The organism is Andreprevotia chitinilytica DSM 18519, assembly GCF_000711875.1.
Lineage (GTDB): Bacteria > Pseudomonadota > Gammaproteobacteria > Burkholderiales > Chitinibacteraceae > Andreprevotia > Andreprevotia chitinilytica.
On the sequence record NZ_JONM01000007.1, the window covers coordinates 17249 to 39270 of the forward strand.

Consider the following 22022-nt stretch of genomic DNA (forward strand, 5'->3'; position numbering starts at 1 on the left):
CTGGCGGAAAGCGCATTGCTACCCGCTATTCCGGGCAGAAAAAAACCGCCTTGCGGCGGCTTTTCAACGGGGTGGCATCCAAATCAGAGTGCGGCCAATGCACGGGCGGTCACGACGCGGCTATTGATTCCCAGCGAGCGGTTACCCGGATTTTGCACGACCACTTCATCGCCAGTATTCGGCAGCGCGCTCGGTTTATAGGGTGCTTCGAAGCGCACCAGAATGTCGTAGAAATTGCGCAACGTTTCAACGTAGATCACCGGCTCGCCACCACGGGCGTAGCCGTACTTCACGGTCGAGAAATACTTGGGATTGCGCAGCAAGGGCAGCATGGCTTTTACATCCAGCCAGCTATCCGGGTTCTTGCTCTGACGGCGGGCGAGTTCACGCGCATCCAGCAAGTGGCCGAGGCCAACGTTATAGGCCGCCAGCGCGAGCCAGGTCCGATCCGGTTCCGGCACGTTTTCCGGCAAGGTGTCTTTCATCAACTGCAGGTAATGCGCACCGCCAAGGATGCTTTGCAGTGGGTCCAGCCGGTCGACACCCATGCGCTGAGCGGTCTGCGAGGTAAGCATCATCATGCCACGCACACCATAAGGCGATACGGCATCCGGATTCCAGTGCGACTCTTGATAGGCCAGCGAAGCGAGCAGACGCCAGTCCAGACCGGTTTCGTGCTCGGCCTTCTGGAACCAGTCGCGATAATTAGGGAGCGTATCGGTGCGCTTTTGCAAGAAGGCAAGCGCATCAGGCTGGCCAACGCGATTGACGTGGCCATAATAGCGATCGAGCAACTTGGCCAGCGAGCCGTCGTTCTGGATGCCAGCGAAGTAGCCGCGTACCTGTGCCAGCAACTGGCCATCCTGCTGCGGCACAGCCCAGGCGAGTGGCGGGGTTTCGCCAAACTCACGCGAGATCGCCGCTTGCGGATAGTAGTTCTGCGCCAGTTCGGCTACGTGCGAGCCAACGACTACGTAATCGAGCTTGCCTTCCGACACCGCCTCGACCAGTTCCTCGCCATCCATTTCGTCGACGAGTCGCCAGTTCAGATCGGCGTGCTCGGTCTTGGCATGGTTCAAGGCGGTGACGTACTGCGGCAAGGTCTTGATCATGGCGTGACCGGAATACAACTCGTCGAGCGCTTGATCTTCAGTCTTGTCCTTGTTGTTGTAGACAAGCACTGGTGCCACAGACTGGTAGGCGGGGCCGAAATTCAGGCCGTCCTGCGTGGTATCGACATGCACACCAACAGCCAGATGCGCCTCATGGTTGCGCAACCGTTCGAACAACTTGGTATAGCTCGGCTCGATCACGAAGCGCACTTTGAAACCGTGCGTTTCGGCAAACCGGGTGACCAGATCGTATTCCATGCCGGCATAGTTACCCTCGGCATCCACGTAGAGCGTGGTTGGGCTGTTTTGCATCAGCACCACCAGCTCCTTGGATTCCCCCAAGGGCAATACCCGTGCGGCATCGCCAGGCAGGTTGCCACACCCCACCAAAGCCGCCGCTGCAAACGCCATCAGCCAATGCCGCATAGCACTCCCAAGTCATTGAATCGCTGCGCATTCTGCCTTGTGAGTATGCAAAGAGCAATGTGAACTCTTTGTACTTGAGTACATGACTCTTTGCAGCGGCGTGAAACTTGGTTATAGTCTCGCCTCCTACGCGGAGAGGTGGCAGAGTGGTCGAATGTACCTGACTCGAAATCAGGCGATAGGGCAACTTATCCGAGGGTTCGAATCCCTCCCTCTCCGCCAGGCCAAGACACAAAACCCATGAATTCACTCGAACTCATGGGTTTTTTCTTTTCCGGCTTTCCCGAGCCGCACTGCCTACGTCAGCGCCGGACCACACCGGCCCTTACCCCCCCTTCACCCCACCATCCCATCCGTTGCTTCGCCCTCTCGCTGCCGCATGCAACGCGTCATGGTAGATGACAGCCCATAAAAAAGGCATCGGCTAAACAGCCCGATGCCTGTCTGTTTCCCACTCAGGGAAGGTGCTATTACAGGTATTCGATCAAAACCACCGAGGGTTTCGACGTTGTGCCGGTTTGCGGCGGAATGATCGAAGTATTCGTCACCTGGAGCTGCACAGGAACAAGACTGATCTGCGTGCTTGCAGCGACATGAGGTCTACAGCCACTGAGTTGCGGCTCGGTTGCGCCGCCTTGGTAGCTGACTTGGCAACCGCCCTCAACAACCTGGCCGGTGAAGCGGATCGTTCCATCAGCACCAAAGGCAGACTGCGCACCGGCAAGTACCAGCAGCACAACAGCATTTTGAAGCAGCGTTTTGCGGACTTTCATTCTGGACCCCCTCTTGTCTTTGACTTTTCAATTCTAGGCAATAAGGGATCACTTAAAACTTTAACTCTATATTAGGCACTCATTATGTTGCGTTCAAACAACGCACTCATGCATGCATCATAAATACTGCGGGCACCCCAATAAAAACTCAGCGCCAGAAACAAAAGCAGCTCCGGAAACCGGAGCTGCTTTCAGTGTTGAATCGACCATTCCACTTGTCGAGCCTCACCGCAACCTTTGATGAGCAGGGTCACCAAGCGTTGCGGCATGCGTCATTGATATGTCACGGTAAACGTCGCCGATCCGTTCGCGATACCCGGTTTGACAGTTGTCGCGGTCTGGTAATAGTGAGCAATAAACGGAACCGACAGATTCGTCGTCGCCATCGGGAAAGCGCCAATCTTCCACGGCGTATTGAAGGTAACCGCCGTTCGGGATGAGGCGTCCCCCTTGAGCACCTGAATGCCCAAGCCATCAGCTGCACCACTCACAGCAGACAAGGCCAGCACGCCTTGATTGGCGTAGTTGGTCACAGCAGTGCCACCAAGCTGCATGTAGACCCCGAAAGTGCCGGCCGTGACGGTGTTGCAGGTCAGATCGATATTGAACGCCTTGTCGGCCGATGTAGTGCCCACTGCGCTGCCGAAGCCACTGGCCCGGTTTGCAGCAACTTGCCCCAGATCCACGGCGATCGAGCTGTTCCTGACCGAGCAGGTATTCGCCTGAAAGCTGACGTTGCTCAGCCCGGCAACGAAAAAATTGGCCGGGTCGGTGGTCTGATCCGGAGCCGCCGACGCAATACTGGCAACCGCTTGCAAGTCCGTAGCAATCGTGCCGCTGGTTTGGGTAGCCCCCGTTTTGACCAATTCGAGATCAACAATCGCGCGGACCAAAGTGCCATCGATCGTCGGCACGTAGTAATTGCTGACACTGGTGCCGGTATTGAACCCTTTTGCCGTGTTGCCACGGTCTCCTTTATACGTCAGATAGAGCGATAGCCCATTGCCAAGGCTCATATCCTTACGGTAGAACCACGCATCCTCGGCCTTGCCTGTGACGGAGGCCTTGCCGCAGTCGGCAGTGATGGTTACGCCGGAAGCACTCCAGAGCACGGTGCCGATTGGTGTATCGGCCGAGATGTTAAGCGACGGTAGTCTTGCAAGGGTGCCTGATGTCTGCACGTCACATTTGATCCGGGCGAACGCACTGGGGGCCAGCCCGAGACCGGCGACGATTGCAATCAGCGCGCCAAGACGCGCCAGCGGGATCGAAACACCGCGCGGCAACGCATGAATCATTGCTGTCATTTTGTGCATAGTTAATTGTCCTGTTCATCTTCCGGCACGGCGGGACGCGCCATTTCGCGCCCCGCCTGCCATCGATCATTACGCAAATACCTGCCGGTTCATTTCGCCGGCTTTGCTTCCTGCTGCGCGTGACCAGCCGCGATCAACTGTGCTTGGCATGACGCTTGCAGGCGCTCAAAAGCGGAAGGGGCCACACCGGCTTCGGGCTCGGGCAAAGCAACATCGATCCTGCATCGCTGCTCGTTGCCCTCACCCCACGTCACCGTCAACCGGGCTTGCGGGTTACTGATCCGCGCATAGATGAGACTGCCCTGACTCACGGTGCCTACGTTGTCGCCGTGCTCATCGGATACCGTGGCACCAAGCGGCAGTGCCTCGCCATCGGGCTGCTGCGACTTGATCAACACCGCACGCCCGGAAACGGTCGGATATTTGAGCATGACCACTGCCCCGGCCCGAGGTGCGACCTGCTGACTGGTCATTTGCAACTCGACATCGGCAGGCAGCCCTTGTGGGTCCAGCACGACCTCGTTGCGCCGGTACGGGGTCAGGTATGGCACCACGCCAAATCCACGCGGGTCCAGTTTCAGACCTGGGTAGTTGAGTATTTTCACCCCGGCCGCAGCCGGGGCTTCCACCACGGCAAAGGTATCGGCCACATACGGCGTTGCGGTTATGCCGCCGGGATGCGCAACCAGAGAGCCGCTCATGCCCATGGAGCCACCGTAGTAATTCGAGCCCTTGCCATAGCTCGCCCGCAATGTGGCGAACGGGCTGCGATACTGCCCAGCCAGGTTGCCCGCCGTCGTATTGTCCTGGCTGCGGGCCAGCATGGCGCTGTAGCTGAATTCGTTGTCCTCACCAGCCACGCCGGTCACGCTGGTTTGCCCGGAATTGTGACCAGCACCGTCATGCATCATGTTGAAATTGAGCTGTGGCGCTTTGGCTTCGCGGCCCAGCGGCATCGATACGCCCAACATGTATTGGGTATCGATCTGGCTATCCAGCGTGCGGGCCCGATTGACCGACAAGCTGTAGTTCGCGATGCCGATCCGGTTGCTGTAACCCGCCTGGAATTGCGTATCGCTGCCGGAGCGATCCCAGTAGTTCTGGGTGAATCCGCTCAGATAGAACTCGCCCCAGGGATCGCCCAGTGACTGGTTGGCAAGGAGCGACAACCGGTTGCGGGGCCGCCAGACATTGGCAGCATCGCGCCCGACGAGGCCACGACGGACGTTGTCGGAGAAATACAGCGCGCTGTTGAAATCCAGGAAGCCACGGGACGAAAAGCGGTACGCCGCTACCGAAATGTTGCTGTTCGTTTCGGTAAACAACTTGCTGTAGGTGGCCCGGACACTGGTGCCGTTCATGCTCTGACCGGCGACAGCCGTACGCGCGCCGGAGATATCCAGTGCAAATGCACCAAGCGGCGTACTGAACGCCCCCCCGATCAGTGCCGAGGCATAATCGTTGTTGCCCAAGACCCCGCCGTAGGCAGACAGCGTGTTCGACAAACCCAGCTGCAGGGTGCCTTGCAGCACACTCGGCGTGTATGACAGCGGCGCATTGCGAACCGTACCGGCCATCACGTTGTAACGGATTGCACCCGGACGCAATAGTTGAGCCACCGATGCATAGGGAACCTTGAACGTGCGCTCGCGCCCATCCGCTTCCTTCACCGTGACTTCGAGATCGCCGCCATAGCCGGTCTGATACAGGTCATCGATTTCGAACGGCCCAGGCGGCACGGAGACGTCATAGAGCACCGAGCCGTTCTGCCGGATCGTCACCCGTGCGTTGGTTTCCGCTGTGCCGTGTATCACAGGGGCATAGCCACGTTGCGATTCCGGCAGCATGCGGTCATCGCTAGCCAGTTGCGCGCCACGGAAAGAAATGGTGTCGAATACGTCGCCGCTGGTATTCGCGTCGCCTAGCGTCAAGCGCCCTTTGATCGGGGTGATGTCCCGCTGCACATAAGTGTTGAGCACGTTGTATTGCCGGGAGGCACCTTCAGTCCACGACAAAGAGCCGTTGTGCCGGAAATACCAGTCACCGACGTTTAAACCCGCATTCAAGCCGAGCGACACGGAATCAGTACTCACGCCCCGCACCACGTTTCGATACACGTTGGCGGTATAGCCGAGCATGCCGGCAGTCACGCCGCTATCCCATAGCAGCGGGTCAACGTATTCACGCGCCGTACGGCGCAAGGCGATTTGCGGAATGTTGACGTCCAGGCGCAACTCACCGCTATCAAATGCCGCCTTGGCATCGGGAATAACGCGCTGTAGATCCACACACGCATTGGGTGCGGCAAGCTCCGCCAACAGCGCTGCGTCCAGCCCGCTAAGGTTGACGCCGAGCTTATCCAGCTGCGCCCGGTTGAAGCAGATACGTGTTTCTCCAGTCGCGACATCCGTTTGCAGCACAACGTCATCACGGCCGATCAGTCGGCCATTCAGCGCGATATCGGCACGGTAGCGGCCCGGCAGCAGCGGGTTGCCTTTCTCGAACCGGGACAGATCAACGGTGCCGCCTGGCATGGCCGGCAGAAAATCCGGATCGAACGTCGCTTGGGCAAGTGTCGGCTTACGAGCGGGTTGGGTGGCTGGCTGCGAAGGCAACGCTTCATCTGCAACAGCCATCAGCGGCGCAAATGAGAAAGCGGCCAACATGGCATATAGCGGTCTCAGCCTTGGCAAGGGCCTGGGCGGGGATACTCGGGTGCGGTATCCGGCAAGCCGGCGTGACTGTTTCATTATTTCCATCACCAGTGCGCAAATTTGGTCAAAACGCGCCCTGCGTACGCATGCGGCGTTCGCTGGGCATTTGTCAGAATCGGAAGTAGCGGGGAAAGAAACGTGGTGGTTTGCACCACGTCTTTCTGCTCGCCAGGTATGTAAAACGGATGTGGCCGAACGGGCGTCAGCGCGACGGGCTAACCGTATTGGGCTCGCGCGGTGCCGGGCTCAACAGAGCCTTGCCGCCAGAAGGGCCGCCGTAGTCGTTGATGACGGTAAAACCAAGTTCGGCGGATGCCGAAGGCGATTTATTCGCCAAGCCATCGATCACAAAAACGTGCGAGGCACCTGGAGTCACCATCGCGCTATCGTGGGTTTCATGGGACTTCTCGCCATCCGTTATGCTCACGCTGGCGATACTGACGTTGTACGGTGTCGGATTGGTGGCCTGTACAGCGAAGCCTTTGCCATCCGGTGCTGGCACCGATGACCAGACGATCTGGCCCGGTGCTTTCCCGCTGCCCTCGCTATCCAGCCCCTTGGGCCGGAAGAAAATCTTGATACGGGTGCGGAACGCCATCTGTAGCAGGTTCGCACCTTCCTTGGCCTCTGCTTTTGGCGGAATCTCCAGCACGTTCAGCCAGAATACGGATTCCTTATCGCCGGGCAGTGGCTCACGGGTGAACATGACGCGGAGCGTCTGTCCCTTGCCGGGATCGACCCGGAAAATCGGCGGCGTCAATACAAATGGCACTTCAATGTCGTTCGGCCGGGAAGACGGATCGCCTTTATCCACCCACGCCTGCACCAGTGCCGGATATTCACCGTTGTTCTCCAGCTTTACGCTGACCTCGCGCGCGCTTTCGGGGTAGATCACTCGCGTACCGGCAATCACGATACTGGCCTGCACAGGCACGGCCAGACAAACAGCTACCATGCTCACGACGCCGAGGAGCATCCACCCAAAGAATCGTTGCAGCATTGCAGCCTCCAATTCATTTCTTCACTCAGTAAGAGGGGCCGCCAAGGTTGGCCGCCCCTCTTCTACCATCACCCTGGTGCGAAAGCCGTTTAACTGGCGCTCCGCACCTGAGACTGCATCGGCTTAGATGTAGTCGATCGAGTAAGTCACGGAGGACGTCACGTCACCCGCGCCAGCAGCGCCGGTCGCAGCATAGCGGCCGCCGTAGCTCAGCGTGGCGGCATTGCCGGTTACGGTGACTGCAGCGGCAGTGCGCTGGGCCTGATCACCCGGGACGATCTTCACATCGCTGGCATTGGTCAGTTGCACCTGGACGTTGGCGGCAGCCGTTGTCGCGGTGTTCTTCAGGTTGCCGGTCGCGTTATCAACACCGGTGCCGTTTTCAAAGAAAGCGCGAACCGAGGTAGCCGTTGCGCATTCGGTGAGCTTGATATCGAACTTGGTTGCGCCAGCCACGCTGCCGGACGCCAGGCTGGTGGTTGTCACCGTCGGCAGAACCACGGTAGCGTCCTTGGCGCCGCTGCCGTTTACGTCGATCTTGCAAGTCGCGGCAGTTACCTTGCCGGTGAAGGTGATGGTGCCATCGCTGGCAGCGGCAGCGCCGGAAGTCAGCGCAAGCGAAACGATGGTCGAAGCTGCAAATGCGCCCAGCGCAAATTTCTTGTTCATGATTTAACCCTTTTAATACAAACCGAATAAAAATTACACAATTCCCGCCAACAAAAAACCCAAGCTGGGAAGTCATAAATTGACGAGGCCATTATCGTAAAAACCACAACAAACCCGCTATAAGAATTCCCTTAAAACCGCCAAAACCATGAAACAAAAATCATGCCAACCAAATGAAATTCACTTTCAATGAATGGGTACGCTGCATTTCAAAAATGCAACCATCCCCACCATCAGAATCATCTTAATCTGGCATTGCGAGTTAAACTGGACAAACCACGTCATTTCCCGAAAAAAATGGGAAATCGATACAACCCGATTCCCCATCAAGTTCTCCTACCCCTCAATGACCGGGTTAATCAGGAGACAACATTTTTCGATTATTTACGGCGAAACAACGACCAACCGCCCCAAATAGCGGCAGCAGCGGCGGCGACAGCAACCGCAGCGACAACAACCCCAAACCCCGTGCCGATTTCACCAGCATTGGTAGGGCCTAGCGTAAAACCAGCACCGCTAGAGGAACCGTTGCTCCCACCGAACAAAGCGCGGATTGCATCCATCACGGATGAAGTCGTTATTGCCCCTCCTGATACAGCATTTACCTCGATCACATTCAAAGTACGCATATCAACTTCCCTGTGTGTTAAATCTAATCATTTGGCAAAAAACATCAACTGAGCCCGTATTACCAAGCATCTGGCAAAGGCAGACTCATTTGTCCGTCATTTCCGAATCAGGCCGCCAAATAAGCCTAAAAAGGTCGAAGTAATGAGCGAGCCAATTGCACCGCCAATCGCTTTTGCAAAGGATGCGTTTAGGGTGGTTGCCGCCGCCTTGAGTTTACCAATACCATCCAGCACCCACGCCTTGGCGTCGAACACGCCGCCAGAGACGGCTTCTACTTCGCGAACATTCAATTCACGCATTTAAATTCACCTATCCGATTGAATTATCTGAACTGAAAACAAGCAAGAAAGCGATCGGCACGAATGCCGACCGCCTTCCATCACTGCGGAATCAGACAACAGCGCTTTAGATTGCACTGATGCCTTAGCTCAGCAGCACATCCCGTTCCATCCGAATTAGACCTTGGGCGTCGAAGTGGTCGGGTCGCTCCAAGTTTTGGTGGAGTCGTTGAAAAGTTTCACAGTGGCATCCCAGTCGTTCACGAAGCCGAATAGGCCGCCTTGAACAACACCCAGCACACCACCAACGATTGCACCTACTGCATTACCGAGCAGGCCAAACCCGAGGAGGCCGCCACCGCTACCACCATTGGCACTGCCCTTGGCTGCGCCAATCGAAGCACCCGTAACTGCACCCAGGACCATCGAACCGAGACGGCTGAAAAAACCAGTACCGGAAACCGCTTCAACTTCCATTACGTTCAATTCACGCATTTTAAAAACACCTTTCATTAAATTGCCGGGAGCATGTCAGAGGCCCCTCCCGACTTCGGCCATTTCCATACCGGCGGCGCCGGTACGAAAAATTCGGTTTTGCTTGTTTCGTTACACTGGTGCCAAGGCGTGGCCCGCCAAGGCATTGGCGTCCAGACTGCGCGCCGTCCCTTGATCAAGCACGATGACGCGGTCGGCACTGCGGATCGTTTCCGGCCGGTGGGCGATGATGATCCGGGTGACCTTCATCTGCCGGATGGCGTCGTTGATGAGCTTTTCACGTTCCACATCCAAGTGGCTGGTCGCTTCATCGAGCACCAGGATGGCCGGCTTGCGGTACAGCGCCCGGGCCAGCAGCACGCGCTGGCATTGACCGCCAGAGAGGGATGAACCCATATCACCCACCAGCGTCTGGTAGCCCATCGCCATGGCGACGATGTCGTCGTGAATGCCCGCCAAGCGTCCGGCTTCCTCGATGCGCGCCTGATCCGGCTCGCTGTCAAAGAAACCAATGTTGTCGGCAATGGAGCCGGCGAACAGGATGTCGTCCTGCATCACGCAGCCAATCATGTCGCGATAGGCATGCAGGCCCAGCTTGCGGATATCCACGCCACCGACCAGGATGCCGCCCAACTCAGGCTCCAACAGGCCGAGGATCAGCTTGACCAGCGTGGTCTTGCCCTGACCGGACGGGCCGACAATCGCAACGGATTCGCCCGCCTCGACCCGCAATGAGCATTCATTCAGCACCCACGGCTCGGTTTCTGAATAACGGAAACTGACATTCTGGATTTCCAGGCTGGTCGCCAGCTCGGCAGGCGCCGCAACCTTGGCTTCTATGTGTTGCTCCGGCTCGGTCAGCACGATGTCGGCCAGCCGCTCGGTATGCAGGCGCAGCATGCGGAAATCGATCCAGGCGTCGATCAGGCCCGATGCGCGGCCAGTGAATTGATCGGCAAAGGTAACGAAGCTGATCAACATCCCGGCTGAGAACTCCCCCTGCAGCACTTGCCGCGCCGCCAGCCAGATGAGGGCGATACGGCCCGCACTAGCGATAACGTCATGCACGGTGCTGAAGCTGATGCTCAGGCGTTGTACGGCGACATTCTTGTTGGTGGTATCGACCACCGCATTGGCGTAGCTCGCCACGCGTGATTCCTGCTTGTTGCCGAGCTTGATCGCCTGCACGCCGCGGATCGTTTCGAGCATTTGCGACTGCTGTTTGGCAGCGAACACGATCTGGTCTTCGTTGGCCTGGCGGAACGGCCGGTAGGCGATCCAGCGGATGATGCCGTAGGCGGCGAACAGGCCCAGCACCAGCCACGTCAGCGTACCGCTGTAGACAAACAGCATTGCAAGCGTGGCCACGGCCATCACACCGTCCAGCAGCGTGCTGACAAAGCGCGTGGTCAGCGTTTCCTGAATGGTGCCGAGCGAGCCAAAGCGGGACACGATGTCGCCGATGTGGCGCTTCTCGAAATAGTCCATCGGCAGCTTGAGCAAATGGGCGAACACATTGGTGGTCCATTGCACGCTGAGCAGGCTGGAGAACCACGTGACCACCCATGAGCGCAGGGCTGTGATGGCGCTACGGAACACCACGACCATCAGAAAACCGATGGAGAGCAAGGTCAGCAGGTCGTAATCGGCCGAGACCAGCACCTGGTCCATCACCCATTGCATATAGAACGGTGTGAGCAAGCCGAATACTTCCAGGGCAACGGACAGCAACAACACTTGCGCCAGTGCACTTTTCAGGCCGAATACACTGCCGATCAGCGAACCGATCGAAATCGACTTCCGCTCGCTCACGCGTTGGAAATTGGCTGATGGCGCCAGCTCCAGCGCTACGCCGGTGAAGTGCTTCGATGCTTCTTCGAAACTCAGCTCCCGCACGCCTTGCGCCGGATCGTGAATCGTAATCCGCCGCCCGGAGACCTTCTTCAGGACGACGAAGTGGTTCATGTCCCAATGCAGGATGCACGGGCAGCGCAGCTGATCAAGCTCGTCCAGTTCCAGCCGCAGGGCGCGGGAAGCGAAGCCCAGCCGGTTGGCCATGACCATCACGTAGCCGAGCGTGGCGCCTTTGAGCGAGGTCGAAAAACGGTGCCGCAAGGTGAGCAGATCAACGTCGTGGCCCCAGAAGTTCGCCACCATCGCAAGGCTGGCCAAACCACATTCGGTGGTCTGGGTCTGCAAGATCATGGGCAAACGTCGCCCCCAGCCGAATCGCAGGCCGCTTAAGTACTTCATGTCTATTCCTGTTTTTGATACAGCGGCCAGGCACCAGGGCATGGCTGCGAATTGATCAATCAGTCACGAATCAGTCGCGGACGGGATCAGTCGATCACTCGTCGTCCGAGCGCATACAGTGGCTCGAAGACCCATTCGATCAGGCGGCGGTTGTCGATCAGGATGTCGGCTTCCAGCGCCATGCCGGGCTTGAGGCTTTCCTGGCGACCGTAGGCGGAAATCGTCTGACCATCGAGCGCCACCACAACCCGGTAGTTCTGCTCGGTGACGTCTCGCTGCCCGGTCAGCGTGGCGACTTCGACTGGCGTCAACGCGCTACGGGAAATCTCCGTCACCCGACCGTATTGCTGGCCGAATTTCTGATAGGGATAGGCTTGGTAGCGCAACACCACGCGACTGCCAGTGGCAATGAACCCAACTGCGCGACTCGGTACCATCAATTGCGCCTCCAGCTTTGAGCCTTGCGGCAGGATGGTCACCACCTGCTGTCCGGCCTGCACGGTTTGCCCGGCCTTGCTCAGCACCGAGGTGACTACGCCGTCTTGCGGGGCACGCAGCACCGAGGCGCGGCGTGATTCGTTTTCGGCCAATGATTGATTCAGCTCGGCCAACTTGCGCTGTATATCGTGGCGCTGGCTTTCCGCATTGAGCGGCAACTGGCGCAGCTGTTGCTCGACCGAGGTCAGTTGTTGCTCGGTATCGAGCCGCTGCCGCAATGAACCCTGCAGTTGCGATTCCGCCTCCAGCAGCGCGCCCTCCTGCTGCTGTTGCTGGCTGTTGGAGACGTAACCTTTCTCCCGCATCACTTGCAGTTTTTCGAGCTGCTGGCGTGCCAGCTCAACCTGGCGGCGACGATGGGCGGTCTGCTGGTCAATTTGCTGCAATTGGTCGCGCAGCATGCCGGAACGCACCTGCAAGCCACGAGACTCTTCGGCACTCAGCTTGCCTTGGCTGGACAAATCGATCTGCAGGCGTGATTTCTGATCCTGCAATTGCTCGCTGACCAATTGGCGCGTCGCCGCGATGCCCGTGGTGGCCACGTCAGTCGAAATTTCGGCCAGGATCTGGTCCTTCTGCACCACTTGCCCTTCACGCACCAGCACGCGGCTGATGGTGCCGGTTGCTATCGGCAGTACATTCATCAGGCCATCCATCGGCACCAGCTGGCCAACGACGCGTTCGCGCTTGGTGTAAGTGCCGAAGAACATGAAGCACACCGTACCGACGATCAGCGCCGCAACCAGACTGATAACCAGCCAGCGCCACGGCGGCGTGTACAAGGTCACCGAGCCCATCAAGCTGTGCTTGCTGGCATCCAGTGCTTCTTGCCGGAACAAATTATCGTTATCAGACATATTGATCTGTGTATTTCGCTCTAATTGCGATTTATTTCAGATTTAACTGAAAAACCATTCACTACATGAACAGCAAAATCCGGAATAAAAAGGCATTAAAAACCAACTCGGCCAACCAACAGCACATCTTTCATGCAGGGCCGGAAATTCTTGCCACTTTCATTACGACAAGCAAATCACTTCACACCTTGACGTGACCCTTTATTGCATCCCAGGCATTGCCTAGATAACCAGTCAATTCGTTCACGCTCGATGAAAAGAAAAGATTAAAACCAACCAGCTTGGCCCCACCACCTGCCAGCTGCAGGCCAAAACGGGTCGCGCCGAGCAGCCAGGAATCGACAGCGCTCCTGCCTTGCCCCCGTGCGGCTTGCCACATGGAATAACCAAGCGCCAATCCGGCAAAAAGATCTTTGACATAGGCCTGGCCAGCAGCATCGATACTCAAACCACCGGATACACAAACCAATTCCCGATCAGATAATTCTCTCATTTCTTCACCCTTTCAAACATCAGACATGGATTAAATAATTCAAGGCATATTGCCTTCCATCCGATATCATTAACAATTCCGGCTTCGCCGACCATTTACACTTACTGTTCTTTTTTCTGCTGGCAATTAATCTCTGCCAATTGCGGCTCATTCAAATCATTTGTGCCTGCGGCAAGCTGCAACCGCGCTTTCAAATAGGTGTAGCGCGCACTGGCCAGCTCGCTTTGGCTCTCGTAAAAACCCTTCTCGGCATTGAGCAGATCGATGGTCGTGCGCACGCCGACTTCCCGCCCCAGCCGGGTCGATTCGACCTTGCTTTGCGCCGAAGCTACTGCACGCTCCATGGCGCGGATCAAGGCAACGCCGTTGGTGGTATTCAGGAAGGCGCTACGGACGTCGAGCGATGTCTGTCTGCGTGCGTTCTCGACCAGTTGCGTGGCCTGATCATCGCGGCCAAGCGCTTCGCGCAACCGCGACATATCGCCACCGCCGGCAAATAGCGGAAAGCTGATATTGAGTCCGACGTTGGAATTGCGTGTTTTCCCGCTTTGCTGGAGGTAAATGGCGATTGAGGAGTTCGGGCCATTGGTTTCGCTATAGCTGGCAACGGCATTAATCACCGGCAGATGGGCGCCACGCGCCGTAGTAACATCGGCGCCGGCCTGCTGACGCTGTAGCTCGGCCGCACGGATATTGAGATTGCTGGTCGCCGCCCGACTCAGCTGGTTCGCCAGCGAATCACTTGGGGAAATATTCAGGCAGGCCCAGTCGATGGGCGCGATGCGTTGCGGCTCTACGCCGGTGAGCTTGCGGTAGGAGAAACGCGCCAGCTCAAGATCGCTTTCGGTGGCAATTTCACGCGCCTGTGCCTGATCAAGATTGGCTTGCGCCTCATCGACTTCAGTTCGCGTGCCCTCGCCGATGGACAGCGCAACCTTGGCCTGATCGAGCTGCGTAGCAAATGCTTGCCGTGCTGCCTTCGTGGCGCGGAGCTTGTCGCCTGCCAGCAGGATGTCGAAATACGCACTGGAGACGTCCAGCAACAGCTTTTGCTCTGCCTGGGCAAATTCGGTTTCCGCTTGCATGGCGCCAACCTCGCCACGGCGATAATCAGCCAGCTTGGCAACATCGAATATCGGCTGAACCAGATTGAACTGATAGGAAGTGGTCTTGTTCTTGCCGACCAGATCACCCTCGGTCTGGCGGGAATAGGTATGGCTGCCGCTCACAGACAGTTGCGGCAACAACCCGGCCAGGCCCTGTGCTTTCTTCTCCAGCCCGGCGCCACGCGCGGATCGCGATGCGGAGAACGCCGCATCATATAGCCGTGCCGCTTGCACCGAGGCGATCAGATCGACGGTTTCGGCGATTTCAACTTTCTCACCGGGTAAGTCTTTCGTCGTTGACATGGTCGGTGCCAAACCGGGCAAGACGTCACTACCAGCCGCATCGACGGCTGTCGCAACGTCGGCACTGGCTAGCAGAAGCAACAATATCAATGACTTGCTTGTTTTCACGTCAAACCTTGCTATTTGTCAGGAAAAAATACCTACCGGCTATCGGTGGGCAGTTGGGTAAGAGATTTCTGAATGGCGCGAAGTATCTCTTCCACTCATGGTCGTGATGAATCAGAAAGGCCTTAAAAAACATCCAAGCAAGATAAAGTTGGTCGATCTATCTGATTTATTTCCTCAAAAGTCAGCACATCAGCGATCGTCCTTGGCGAATTTCCTCAATCAATCCCATGCCCATGAGAAAGAAAGGGGTAAGTGCACCCCAAGACCCTGCCCATCGCGTGCTATATCGATAAAGGCACGCCGCAGCGCAGCAAAGCCGATCTACGAACAAGCCTGCGGTGCCCAGCCAACACGCCGCCCCTTGAGGAATGCCATGCCCGCCGTCGATCAATCCTTGCTCGTGTTCCTGCTTGAACAGCAGCGCTATGCGCTCAGCCTGCCGGTGGTCGAGCGGGTACTGCATGCGCTGGCGGTCACGCCCTTGCCGGGAGCCCCCGCAGCGGTGCAAGGCGTGGTGAACGTGCATGGGCAGGTCGCATCGGTGTTCGACATCCGCAGCCGTTTCGGCCTGCAGACCCGGCCGCCGCGGCTGGGCGATCAGCTGATCCTGGCCCGTGCAGCGCTGCGTTTGGTGGCGCTTGGCGTCGATGCAGTGGAAGGTGTGGTGGATTTTCCGGACAGCGCCATCGCCGACCCGACCGAGGTGCTGCTGCACAACAGCGCCTTTATCAAAGGCGTGGTGCGGCTGCCGGACGGACTCTTGCTGATCCACGATCTGGACGCGTTCCTCGCGCCGGATGAAGCCCAAGCGCTCGATGCCGCCCTCGCGCGCTTCGAATGAGTCAGCGCCCGACACGCCCCACAGACGGACCATGCCGATGAGCGAACCGCTCGACGACACCTTGCTGAGCCGATTTGCCGGCTTTGTCGCCGATTCGGTGGGTCTGTACTTTCCGCCATCCCGTCAGAACGACCTGTTGCGTGGCCTGACCGCTGCAGCGGCTGATTTCGGTTACGCGAATGCGGATGCCTGCATGCGCGCCTTATTGGTCAAGCCACCGTCGCGACGCGAAATCGAATTGCTGGCGCGGCACCTCACAGTGGGCGAAACCTATTTTTTTCGCGAACCCGCCGTGTTCGATGCGCTGGAACAACACGTCCTGCCGCGCCTGATCCAATCCCGGCGCGAGGCCGGTAACCTGCGCCTGCGCTTCTGGAGCGCGGCCTGCTGCACCGGCGAAGAGCCCTATTCGCTGGCGATGCTGCTGGCGCGGATGCTGCCGGATCGGGCGGACTGGAACATCACCATTCTCGGCACCGATATCAACCCCACCTTCCTGCAACGGGCCGAAGCCGGCGTTTACCCGCAATGGTCGTTCCGCAACACGCCGGACTGGGTGCGCAAGATCTACTTCCATGCCAACCAGAGCGGTTGGGCGCTACGAGCCGATATCCGCCGCATGGTGACGTTCAGCTATCTGAACCTGATCGACGACGGCTATCCATCGGTCGAGAACAACACCAACGCCATGGACCTGATCCTGTGCCGCAACGTACTGATGTATTTCGATCAGGCCGGCATGCGGCGCGTGGTACAGGGGTTGCAGCGCTCTCTGGTCGAGCAGGGCTGCCTGGTAGTCGGTGCGGCCGAAACCAGCCAGACCCTGTTTGCTGATTTCAACCCGATCCACTTTCCCGATACCTTGTTCTACGGCAAGTCGAATGCGGCCGGAGGCGGGCCACGGCCGGACTTAGCGCCCCCCACCCCGTCGGCCCGGACCCTCATTCCCACCTTCGCGCCTGTCGCGCCGCCCGTGCAGCAGCCGGCACTGAAACCACGGGCCGAAGCCGCTGTGCAAGTGATCGCGGCCCCCGTTACAGAACCCGTCGCCAACTCCCCATATGACATTGCACTGACGTGCTACAACCAAGGTAAGTATGCGGAAGCTGCCGAAACGCTGACCGATCCTGCCGAAGCGCTGAATCATCCGATGGCCAAAGCTGAGTCCATGCTGTTGCTGGCTCGAGCGCACGCCAACCTTGGCCAGCTCGATCAGGCGGCGGGCTGGTGCGAAAAGGCGATGGCCGCCAACCTGCTCGATCCGGTCGGCCCTTATTTGCTGGCAGCGATCCGCGATGAGCAAGGTCAGCCGGAAGCGGCGATCACCGCCTTGAAACGTGTGCTGTACCTGGATTCGGGCTTCGTGCTGGCGCATTTCGCGCTCGGCAACCTGACGCGGCGCTTGGAAAGACCCAAGGCCAACAAGCACTTCGATCATGCCCTCGAACTGCTGGCGGCCTACTCGCCAGATAGCTTGTTACCAGAAGGAGAAGGCATGACCGCCGGCAGATTGGCCCAGATCATCCAGCAACGGAGGGAAGCCAGATGAAGCGCAAGGCAACGGTCAACACCATCGACTGGCCCGCCGTGCATCGCCGCATGAAGGCCACGTCCGAGGTGCTGGAGCGAGAATTCGAGCCCGACCCGGCAGCACTCACCGCCATCTTGCAGCGCCGTGCCGAAGCCATTGCCCGCGCGCCCACGCTGGAAGACAGCGGCGAATTGCTGGAGGTCGTCGAATTCGTACTGGCACACGAGCGCTATGCGCTTGAATCCGCCTATATCCGCGAAGTCTGCCCGCTCAAAACGCTCACCCCCCTGCCCTGCGTGCCGTCCTTCCTGTTCGGCGTCGTCAACGTGCACGGCCAGATCGTGTCGGTCATCGATCTCAAACGCTTTTTCGGGCTGCCGCTGACCGGCCTGCCCGATCTCAACAAGGTCATCATCCTGCACGACGGCGCGATGGCGTTCGGCGTGCTGGCGGACCAGATTCTCGGCGCGACCACCGTCCCGCTGGCCAGCCTGCAAGATGCGCTGCCCACGCTGACCGGCATCCGCGCCGAATACCTGAAAGGCATCGCCCCCGGCCGGCTCATCGTGCTGGATGGCGCTGCGCTCTTGCGTGACCCCGATCTGGTTGTGAACGAAGAAGTGCTGTAACCCCGGTTGTTGTACCCATTGGGCGCCCACCGACCCCAGGAGCGGAGCGGCGCACGGACAGACGAACGAACAAGGAGCAGGACCGCATGCGATTCTCGATCAGTGCCAAGCTTTGGGCCGCTTTTATCCCGATCCTGCTCGTCATCGTGGTGGTTGGTTCCTCCGCCTACCAGAACACCCGCAAGCTGGTCGATACCGCGCAGTGGGTTGCCCATACCCATATCGTGGTCGGCCAGCTCACCGACATGCTCTCGGCTTTGCAGGACGCCGAAACCGGCCAGCGCGGTTATCTGATCACCGGTGAAGATCGCTATCTAGAGCCCTACAACTCAGCTGGCCCCAAGCTGGATGCGGCCATGCGCAACCTCAAGACGCTGACCGCCGACAACCCGGAGCAGCAAAAGCGTCTCGCCAGTATTTCCCCGCTGGCCGATGCCAAGCTGGTCGAGTTGAAGGAAACCATCGATCTACGCCGCAACAAGGGGTTCGAGGTTGCCCGTAGCGTGGTGCTCAGCGACCGCGGCAAAAAAGCCATGGACGATATTCGCGTCCTCACCAGCGAGATGGGCAACGCGGAAAGCGCCCTGCTGAAAATCCGCGAAGAAGAAGCCAAGGCCAGCACGCAGACAGCCTTCATCACCATCGTGGTCGGCTTCCTGATCGCAGCAGCGCTGGTGATCGCCGCCGCCATCTTTCTGGGCCAGCATATCGGCGGCCCGCTCAAGGAGGTCACCGCTGCGGCAGAACAGATTAGCAGCGGCGACTTATCGCTCGATCTCACTCAAACAGCGCGCACCGACGAAATCGGCACGCTTACGCGCACCTTCGCCCAGATGCAGGAAGCATTACGTGCAATCGCCAGCATCACCGAGCGCGTCGCTGCCGGCGATTTGAGCGTGCAGCCCACCCCCCAGTCGGACAAAGACGTGCTCGGCAACGCCGTCACCTCCATGGTGCTGAACCTGCGCGAAATGACGCGGGAAATCCTCAACGGCATCAATGTGCTGGCCGGCTCGGCCGCCGAAATCCAGGCTGGCATGACGCAGATCGCCAGCGGCGCACAAGAGACTGCCACCTCGATCGGCGAAACCTCCAGCACCGCCGAAGAAGTGAAACAGACCGCCATGGTCTCCAGCCAGAAAGCCAAATCCGTCTCGGAGGCAGCGCAAAAGGTGACGCTGGTGTCGCAGACCGGCCGCAAAGCGGTCGATGACGTGGTCGAAGGCATGCAGCGCATCCATGACCAGATGGCGCTCATCGCCGACAGCATCGTCCGGCTATCGGAGCAAACGCAGGCCATCGGCGAAATCATCGCCACCGTCAACGATCTGGCCGAGCAATCCAACCTGTTGGCGGTGAATGCGTCGATCGAAGCGGCCAAGGCCGGCGAACACGGCAAGGGCTTTGCAGTAGTGGCGCAAGAAGTGAAAAGCCTGGCCGAACAATCGAAACAAGCCACCGTGCAAGTACGGCAAATCCTGGGCGAAATCCAGAAAGCCACCAGCGGCGCGGTGCTGGCGACCGAGCAAGGCGGCAAGGCGGTGGAAGGCGGCCTCAAGCAATCGTCCGAAGCCGGTGATGCGATTCGCGTGTTGACGGAAAGCATTGTCGAAAGCGCGCAATCGGCCACGCAAATTGCGGTATCCGCCCAGCAGCAACTGGCGGGCATGGATCAACTGGCATTGGCGCTGGATAACATCCGCACCGCCGGCGCGCAAAACATCGCCAGCGCCCGGCAAGCCGAAACCGCCGCGCAAAACCTGCATAGCCTGGGCCAGACGCTGAAAGACATGCTGGCGCGCTACAAGCTCTAGGTAGTTGCGCCCCGCCATGACCGGACAAGCCGAGATGGCAGCACACCGAACCGGCGCGTTTGCCCATGAATGAGGCAGAACAAGGAGCAGTTCCGCATGAGATTCTCCATCGGTGCAAAACTGTGGGCAGCCTTTATCCCGATCCTGCTCGTCATCGTGCTCGTCGGCGCCACCGCCTACCAGAACACCCGCAAGCTGGTCGATACCGCCCAGTGGGTTGCCCACACCCATATCGTCATTGGCCAGCTGACCGATCTGCTCTCGGCGCTGCAGGATGCCGAGACCGGCCAGCGCGGCTATCTGATCACCGGTGAAGATCGCTATCTCGAACCCTACAACGCCGCCGGCCCCAAGCTGGATGCGGCCATGCGCAATCTCAAGGCGCTGACGGCCGACAACCCGGAACAACAACGACGGCTGGCCGTCATTACCCCGTTGAGCAACGCCAAGCTGGCCGAGCTGAAGGAAACGATCGACCTGCGACGCGGCAAGGGTTTCGAGGCCGCGCGCAGCGTGGTGGTGAGTGATCGCGGCAAAAAAGCCATGGATGAAATCCGTGCCATAACCGCCACGATGAGCGATGCAGAAAACGCGCTCCTGAAAACACGGGAGGAAGACGCCAAGGCCAGCACGCAGAGCGCCTTTGTCACCATCGTGGCCGGTTTTCTGGTGGCGGCGGGACTGGTGGTCGGCGCAGGAGCCTTTTTGGGCCGCCATATCGGCCGGCCACTTAAGGACGTGACCGTCGCGGCGGAAAAGATCGGCGGCGGCGACTTGTCGTTCGATCTCGCGCCGACGCCACGTAGCGACGAAATCGGCACGCTCACGCGCACTTTCGTCCAGATGCAGGATTCGTTGCGTGCCGTCGCCAGCACCACCGAGCGCGTCGCGGCCGGCGATTTGAGCGTGCAACCCACGCCACTCTCTGACAAAGATGTGCTCGGCAACGCCGTCGCCACCATGGTCGACAACCTGCGCACGGTGGCCGGTGTCGCCGAGCGGGTGGCAGCCGGTGACTTAACCGTGGAACCCACGCCCCGTTCGGACAAGGACATGCTGGGCAACGCCGTGGTCACCATGGTGCAAAACCTGCGCGCCGTGGCCGGTGTCGCAGAACGGGTTGCCGCCGGGGATTTGAGCCTGCAGCCGATGCCCCAGTCAGACAAAGACATCCTCGGCAACGCCGTTGCCACCATGGTGCAAAACCTGCGCGCCGTGGCCGGCATCGCCGAGCGCGTGGCGGCCGGCGATTTGAGCGTGCAGCCGATGCCCCAGTCAGACAAAGACATGCTCGGCAACGCCATTGCCACCATGGTGCAGAACCTGCGCGCAATGACGCGGGAGATCCTCAACGGCATCAACGTGCTGGCCGGCTCGGCCGCCGAAATCCAGGCCGGCATGACGCAGATCGCCAGTGGCGCACAAGAGACTGCCACCGCGATCGGCGAGACCTCCAGCACCGCCGAAGAAGTGAAACAGACCGCGATGGTCTCCAGCCAAAAAGCCAAGTCCGTCTCGGAGGCAGCACAAAAAGTGACGCAGGTGTCGCAAACCGGCCGCAAGGCGGTCGATGAGGTGGCCGACGGCATGCAGCGCATTCACGACCAGATGGCGCTGATCGCTGACAGCATCGTCCGCCTCTCCGAACAAACCCAGGCCATCGGCGAAATCATTGCCACCGTCAACGATCTGGCCGAGCAATCCAATCTGCTGGCGGTGAACGCTTCGATCGAAGCCGCCAAGGCCGGTGAGCACGGCAAGGGCTTCGCCGTGGTCGCACAAGAAGTGAAAAGCCTGGCCGAACAATCGAAACAAGCCACCGTGCAAGTACGGCAAATGCTGGGCGAAATCCAGAAAGCCACCAGCGGCGCGGTATTGGCCACCGAACAAGGTGGCAAGGCGGTGGAAAGCGGCCTCAAGCAATCGTCCGAAGCCGGTGATGCGATTCGCGTGCTGACAGAAAGCATCACCGAAAGCGCGCAATCAGCCACCCAGATCGCCGTGTCAGCCCAGCAGCAGCTAGCCGGTATGGATCAGCTGGCATTGGCGCTGGACAACATCCGCGTCGCGGGTGTCCAGAACATCGCCAGCGCCAAACAGGCGGAAACCTCCGCGCAGGATCTGCACGGTTTGGGCCAGACGCTGAAGGACATGCTGGCGCGCTACAAGCTATAGA

18 protein-coding genes and 1 tRNA gene are annotated in these 22022 nt (G+C 59.0%); 6 read left to right on the forward strand and 13 right to left on the reverse strand.

Features of this window, described 5'->3' with window-relative positions; genetic code table 11:
- Nucleotides 1-83: 83 nt before the first annotated feature.
- On the reverse strand, nt 84-1538 hold the full coding sequence (gene mltF, locus BR41_RS10680) for a membrane-bound lytic murein transglycosylase MltF (RefSeq protein WP_051710697.1): 1455 nt from the start codon (nt 1536-1538) through the stop codon (nt 84-86).
- A gap of 132 nt (nt 1539-1670) precedes the next feature.
- Here mltF and BR41_RS10685 point away from each other — a divergent pair.
- Nucleotides 1671-1760: transfer RNA gene (locus BR41_RS10685), tRNA-Ser, on the forward strand.
- 248 nt (nt 1761-2008) lie between these two features.
- Here BR41_RS10685 and BR41_RS10690 read toward each other — a convergent pair.
- The 12 genes from BR41_RS10690 to BR41_RS10740 all read right to left on the reverse strand — a co-directional run bounded on the left by BR41_RS10690 (nt 2009) and on the right by BR41_RS10740 (nt 15007).
- On the reverse strand, nt 2009-2311 hold the full coding sequence (locus tag BR41_RS10690; RefSeq protein WP_035056118.1) for a type 1 fimbrial protein: 303 nt from the start codon (nt 2309-2311) through the stop codon (nt 2009-2011).
- A 272-nt stretch (nt 2312-2583) separates the two neighbouring features.
- A complete protein-coding gene (locus tag BR41_RS10695; protein ID WP_084187018.1) occupies nt 2584-3627 on the reverse strand; it encodes a fimbrial protein in 1044 nt (347 codons plus the stop codon).
- 89 nt (nt 3628-3716) lie between these two features.
- Nucleotides 3717-6263: a fimbria/pilus outer membrane usher protein gene (locus BR41_RS10700; protein WP_169741285.1), complete on the reverse strand. Its 2547-nt coding sequence runs from the start codon at nt 6261-6263 to the stop codon at nt 3717-3719.
- Between the two features lie 280 nt (nt 6264-6543).
- Nucleotides 6544-7296: a fimbria/pilus periplasmic chaperone gene (locus BR41_RS10705; RefSeq protein ID WP_211251719.1), complete on the reverse strand. Its 753-nt coding sequence runs from the start codon at nt 7294-7296 to the stop codon at nt 6544-6546.
- A gap of 168 nt (nt 7297-7464) precedes the next feature.
- Entirely contained in the window at nt 7465-8010 is a 546-nt protein-coding gene (locus BR41_RS10710; RefSeq protein ID WP_035056123.1) for a fimbrial protein, read from the reverse strand.
- A 380-nt stretch (nt 8011-8390) separates the two neighbouring features.
- Entirely contained in the window at nt 8391-8639 is a 249-nt protein-coding gene (locus tag BR41_RS24880; RefSeq protein WP_211251720.1) for a hypothetical protein, read from the reverse strand.
- A gap of 96 nt (nt 8640-8735) precedes the next feature.
- A complete protein-coding gene (locus tag BR41_RS10715) occupies nt 8736-8939 on the reverse strand; it encodes a hypothetical protein (protein WP_035056126.1) in 204 nt (67 codons plus the stop codon).
- A gap of 156 nt (nt 8940-9095) precedes the next feature.
- Complete coding sequence (locus BR41_RS10720) at nt 9096-9413, reverse strand: hypothetical protein (RefSeq protein WP_035056129.1); 318 nt, start codon at nt 9411-9413, stop codon at nt 9096-9098.
- Nucleotides 9414-9524: 111 nt separating this feature from the next.
- Nucleotides 9525-11666, reverse strand: coding sequence for a peptidase domain-containing ABC transporter (locus tag BR41_RS10725; RefSeq protein WP_035056132.1), 2142 nt, complete (start codon nt 11664-11666; stop codon nt 9525-9527).
- An 86-nt stretch (nt 11667-11752) separates the two neighbouring features.
- Nucleotides 11753-13021 (reverse strand): HlyD family secretion protein, encoded by a 1269-nt coding sequence (locus BR41_RS10730; protein ID WP_035056136.1) that lies wholly within the window; start codon nt 13019-13021, stop codon nt 11753-11755.
- A 181-nt stretch (nt 13022-13202) separates the two neighbouring features.
- Nucleotides 13203-13514, reverse strand: coding sequence for a hypothetical protein (locus BR41_RS10735; RefSeq protein WP_156970650.1), 312 nt, complete (start codon nt 13512-13514; stop codon nt 13203-13205).
- Nucleotides 13515-13615: 101 nt separating this feature from the next.
- Nucleotides 13616-15007, reverse strand: a complete 1392-nt coding sequence (locus BR41_RS10740; protein ID WP_051710701.1) for a TolC family outer membrane protein — start codon at nt 15005-15007, stop codon at nt 13616-13618.
- Nucleotides 15008-15404: 397 nt separating this feature from the next.
- Between BR41_RS10740 and BR41_RS10745 the strand changes: the two genes are divergently transcribed.
- The 5 genes from BR41_RS10745 to BR41_RS22900 all read left to right on the forward strand — a co-directional run bounded on the left by BR41_RS10745 (nt 15405) and on the right by BR41_RS22900 (nt 22021).
- Nucleotides 15405-15872 carry a chemotaxis protein CheW gene (locus BR41_RS10745; protein ID WP_035056141.1) on the forward strand — a complete coding sequence of 156 codons (468 nt, stop codon included), beginning with the start codon at nt 15405-15407 and terminating at the stop codon, nt 15870-15872.
- Between the two features lie 37 nt (nt 15873-15909).
- A complete protein-coding gene (locus BR41_RS10750) occupies nt 15910-17421 on the forward strand; it encodes a CheR family methyltransferase (RefSeq protein WP_035056550.1) in 1512 nt (503 codons plus the stop codon).
- Nucleotides 17418-18032 (forward strand): chemotaxis protein CheW, encoded by a 615-nt coding sequence (locus BR41_RS10755; protein WP_035056144.1) that lies wholly within the window; start codon nt 17418-17420, stop codon nt 18030-18032. Before BR41_RS10750 ends, BR41_RS10755 begins: the two co-directional genes overlap by 4 nt.
- 86 nt (nt 18033-18118) lie before the next feature.
- Nucleotides 18119-19846 carry a methyl-accepting chemotaxis protein gene (locus BR41_RS10760; RefSeq protein WP_035056148.1) on the forward strand — a complete coding sequence of 576 codons (1728 nt, stop codon included), beginning with the start codon at nt 18119-18121 and terminating at the stop codon, nt 19844-19846.
- Between the two features lie 96 nt (nt 19847-19942).
- Nucleotides 19943-22021, forward strand: coding sequence for a CHASE3 domain-containing protein (locus tag BR41_RS22900; RefSeq protein ID WP_051710706.1), 2079 nt, complete (start codon nt 19943-19945; stop codon nt 22019-22021).
- Nucleotide 22022: the final 1 nt, after the last annotated feature.

Bases quoted from the DNA above. Each gene is read 5' to 3' on its own strand.
- BR41_RS22900 (WP_051710706.1), top strand. From the start codon at position 19,943: ATGAGATTCTCCATCGGTGCAAAACTGTGGGCAGCCTTTATCCCGATC.
- BR41_RS10745 (WP_035056141.1), top strand. From the start codon at position 15,405: ATGCCCGCCGTCGATCAATCCTTGCTCGTGTTCCTGCTTGAACAGCAG.
- BR41_RS10715 (WP_035056126.1), bottom strand. From the start codon at position 8,939: ATGCGTGAATTGAATGTTCGCGAAGTAGAAGCCGTCTCTGGCGGCGTG.
- BR41_RS10750 (WP_035056550.1), top strand. From the start codon at position 15,910: ATGAGCGAACCGCTCGACGACACCTTGCTGAGCCGATTTGCCGGCTTT.
- BR41_RS10755 (WP_035056144.1), top strand. From the start codon at position 17,418: ATGAAGCGCAAGGCAACGGTCAACACCATCGACTGGCCCGCCGTGCAT.
- BR41_RS10690 (WP_035056118.1), bottom strand. From the start codon at position 2,311: ATGAAAGTCCGCAAAACGCTGCTTCAAAATGCTGTTGTGCTGCTGGTA.
- BR41_RS10700 (WP_169741285.1), bottom strand. From the start codon at position 6,263: ATGGCTGTTGCAGATGAAGCGTTGCCTTCGCAGCCAGCCACCCAACCC.
- BR41_RS10735 (WP_156970650.1), bottom strand. From the start codon at position 13,514: ATGAGAGAATTATCTGATCGGGAATTGGTTTGTGTATCCGGTGGTTTG.
- BR41_RS10695 (WP_084187018.1), bottom strand. From the start codon at position 3,627: ATGCACAAAATGACAGCAATGATTCATGCGTTGCCGCGCGGTGTTTCG.
- BR41_RS10725 (WP_035056132.1), bottom strand. From the start codon at position 11,666: ATGAAGTACTTAAGCGGCCTGCGATTCGGCTGGGGGCGACGTTTGCCC.
- BR41_RS10720 (WP_035056129.1), bottom strand. From the start codon at position 9,413: ATGCGTGAATTGAACGTAATGGAAGTTGAAGCGGTTTCCGGTACTGGT.
- BR41_RS10760 (WP_035056148.1), top strand. From the start codon at position 18,119: ATGCGATTCTCGATCAGTGCCAAGCTTTGGGCCGCTTTTATCCCGATC.
- BR41_RS10705 (WP_211251719.1), bottom strand. From the start codon at position 7,296: ATGGTAGCTGTTTGTCTGGCCGTGCCTGTGCAGGCCAGTATCGTGATT.
- BR41_RS24880 (WP_211251720.1), bottom strand. From the start codon at position 8,639: ATGCGTACTTTGAATGTGATCGAGGTAAATGCTGTATCAGGAGGGGCA.
- mltF (WP_051710697.1), bottom strand. From the start codon at position 1,538: ATGCGGCATTGGCTGATGGCGTTTGCAGCGGCGGCTTTGGTGGGGTGT.
- BR41_RS10710 (WP_035056123.1), bottom strand. From the start codon at position 8,010: ATGAACAAGAAATTTGCGCTGGGCGCATTTGCAGCTTCGACCATCGTT.
- BR41_RS10730 (WP_035056136.1), bottom strand. From the start codon at position 13,021: ATGTCTGATAACGATAATTTGTTCCGGCAAGAAGCACTGGATGCCAGC.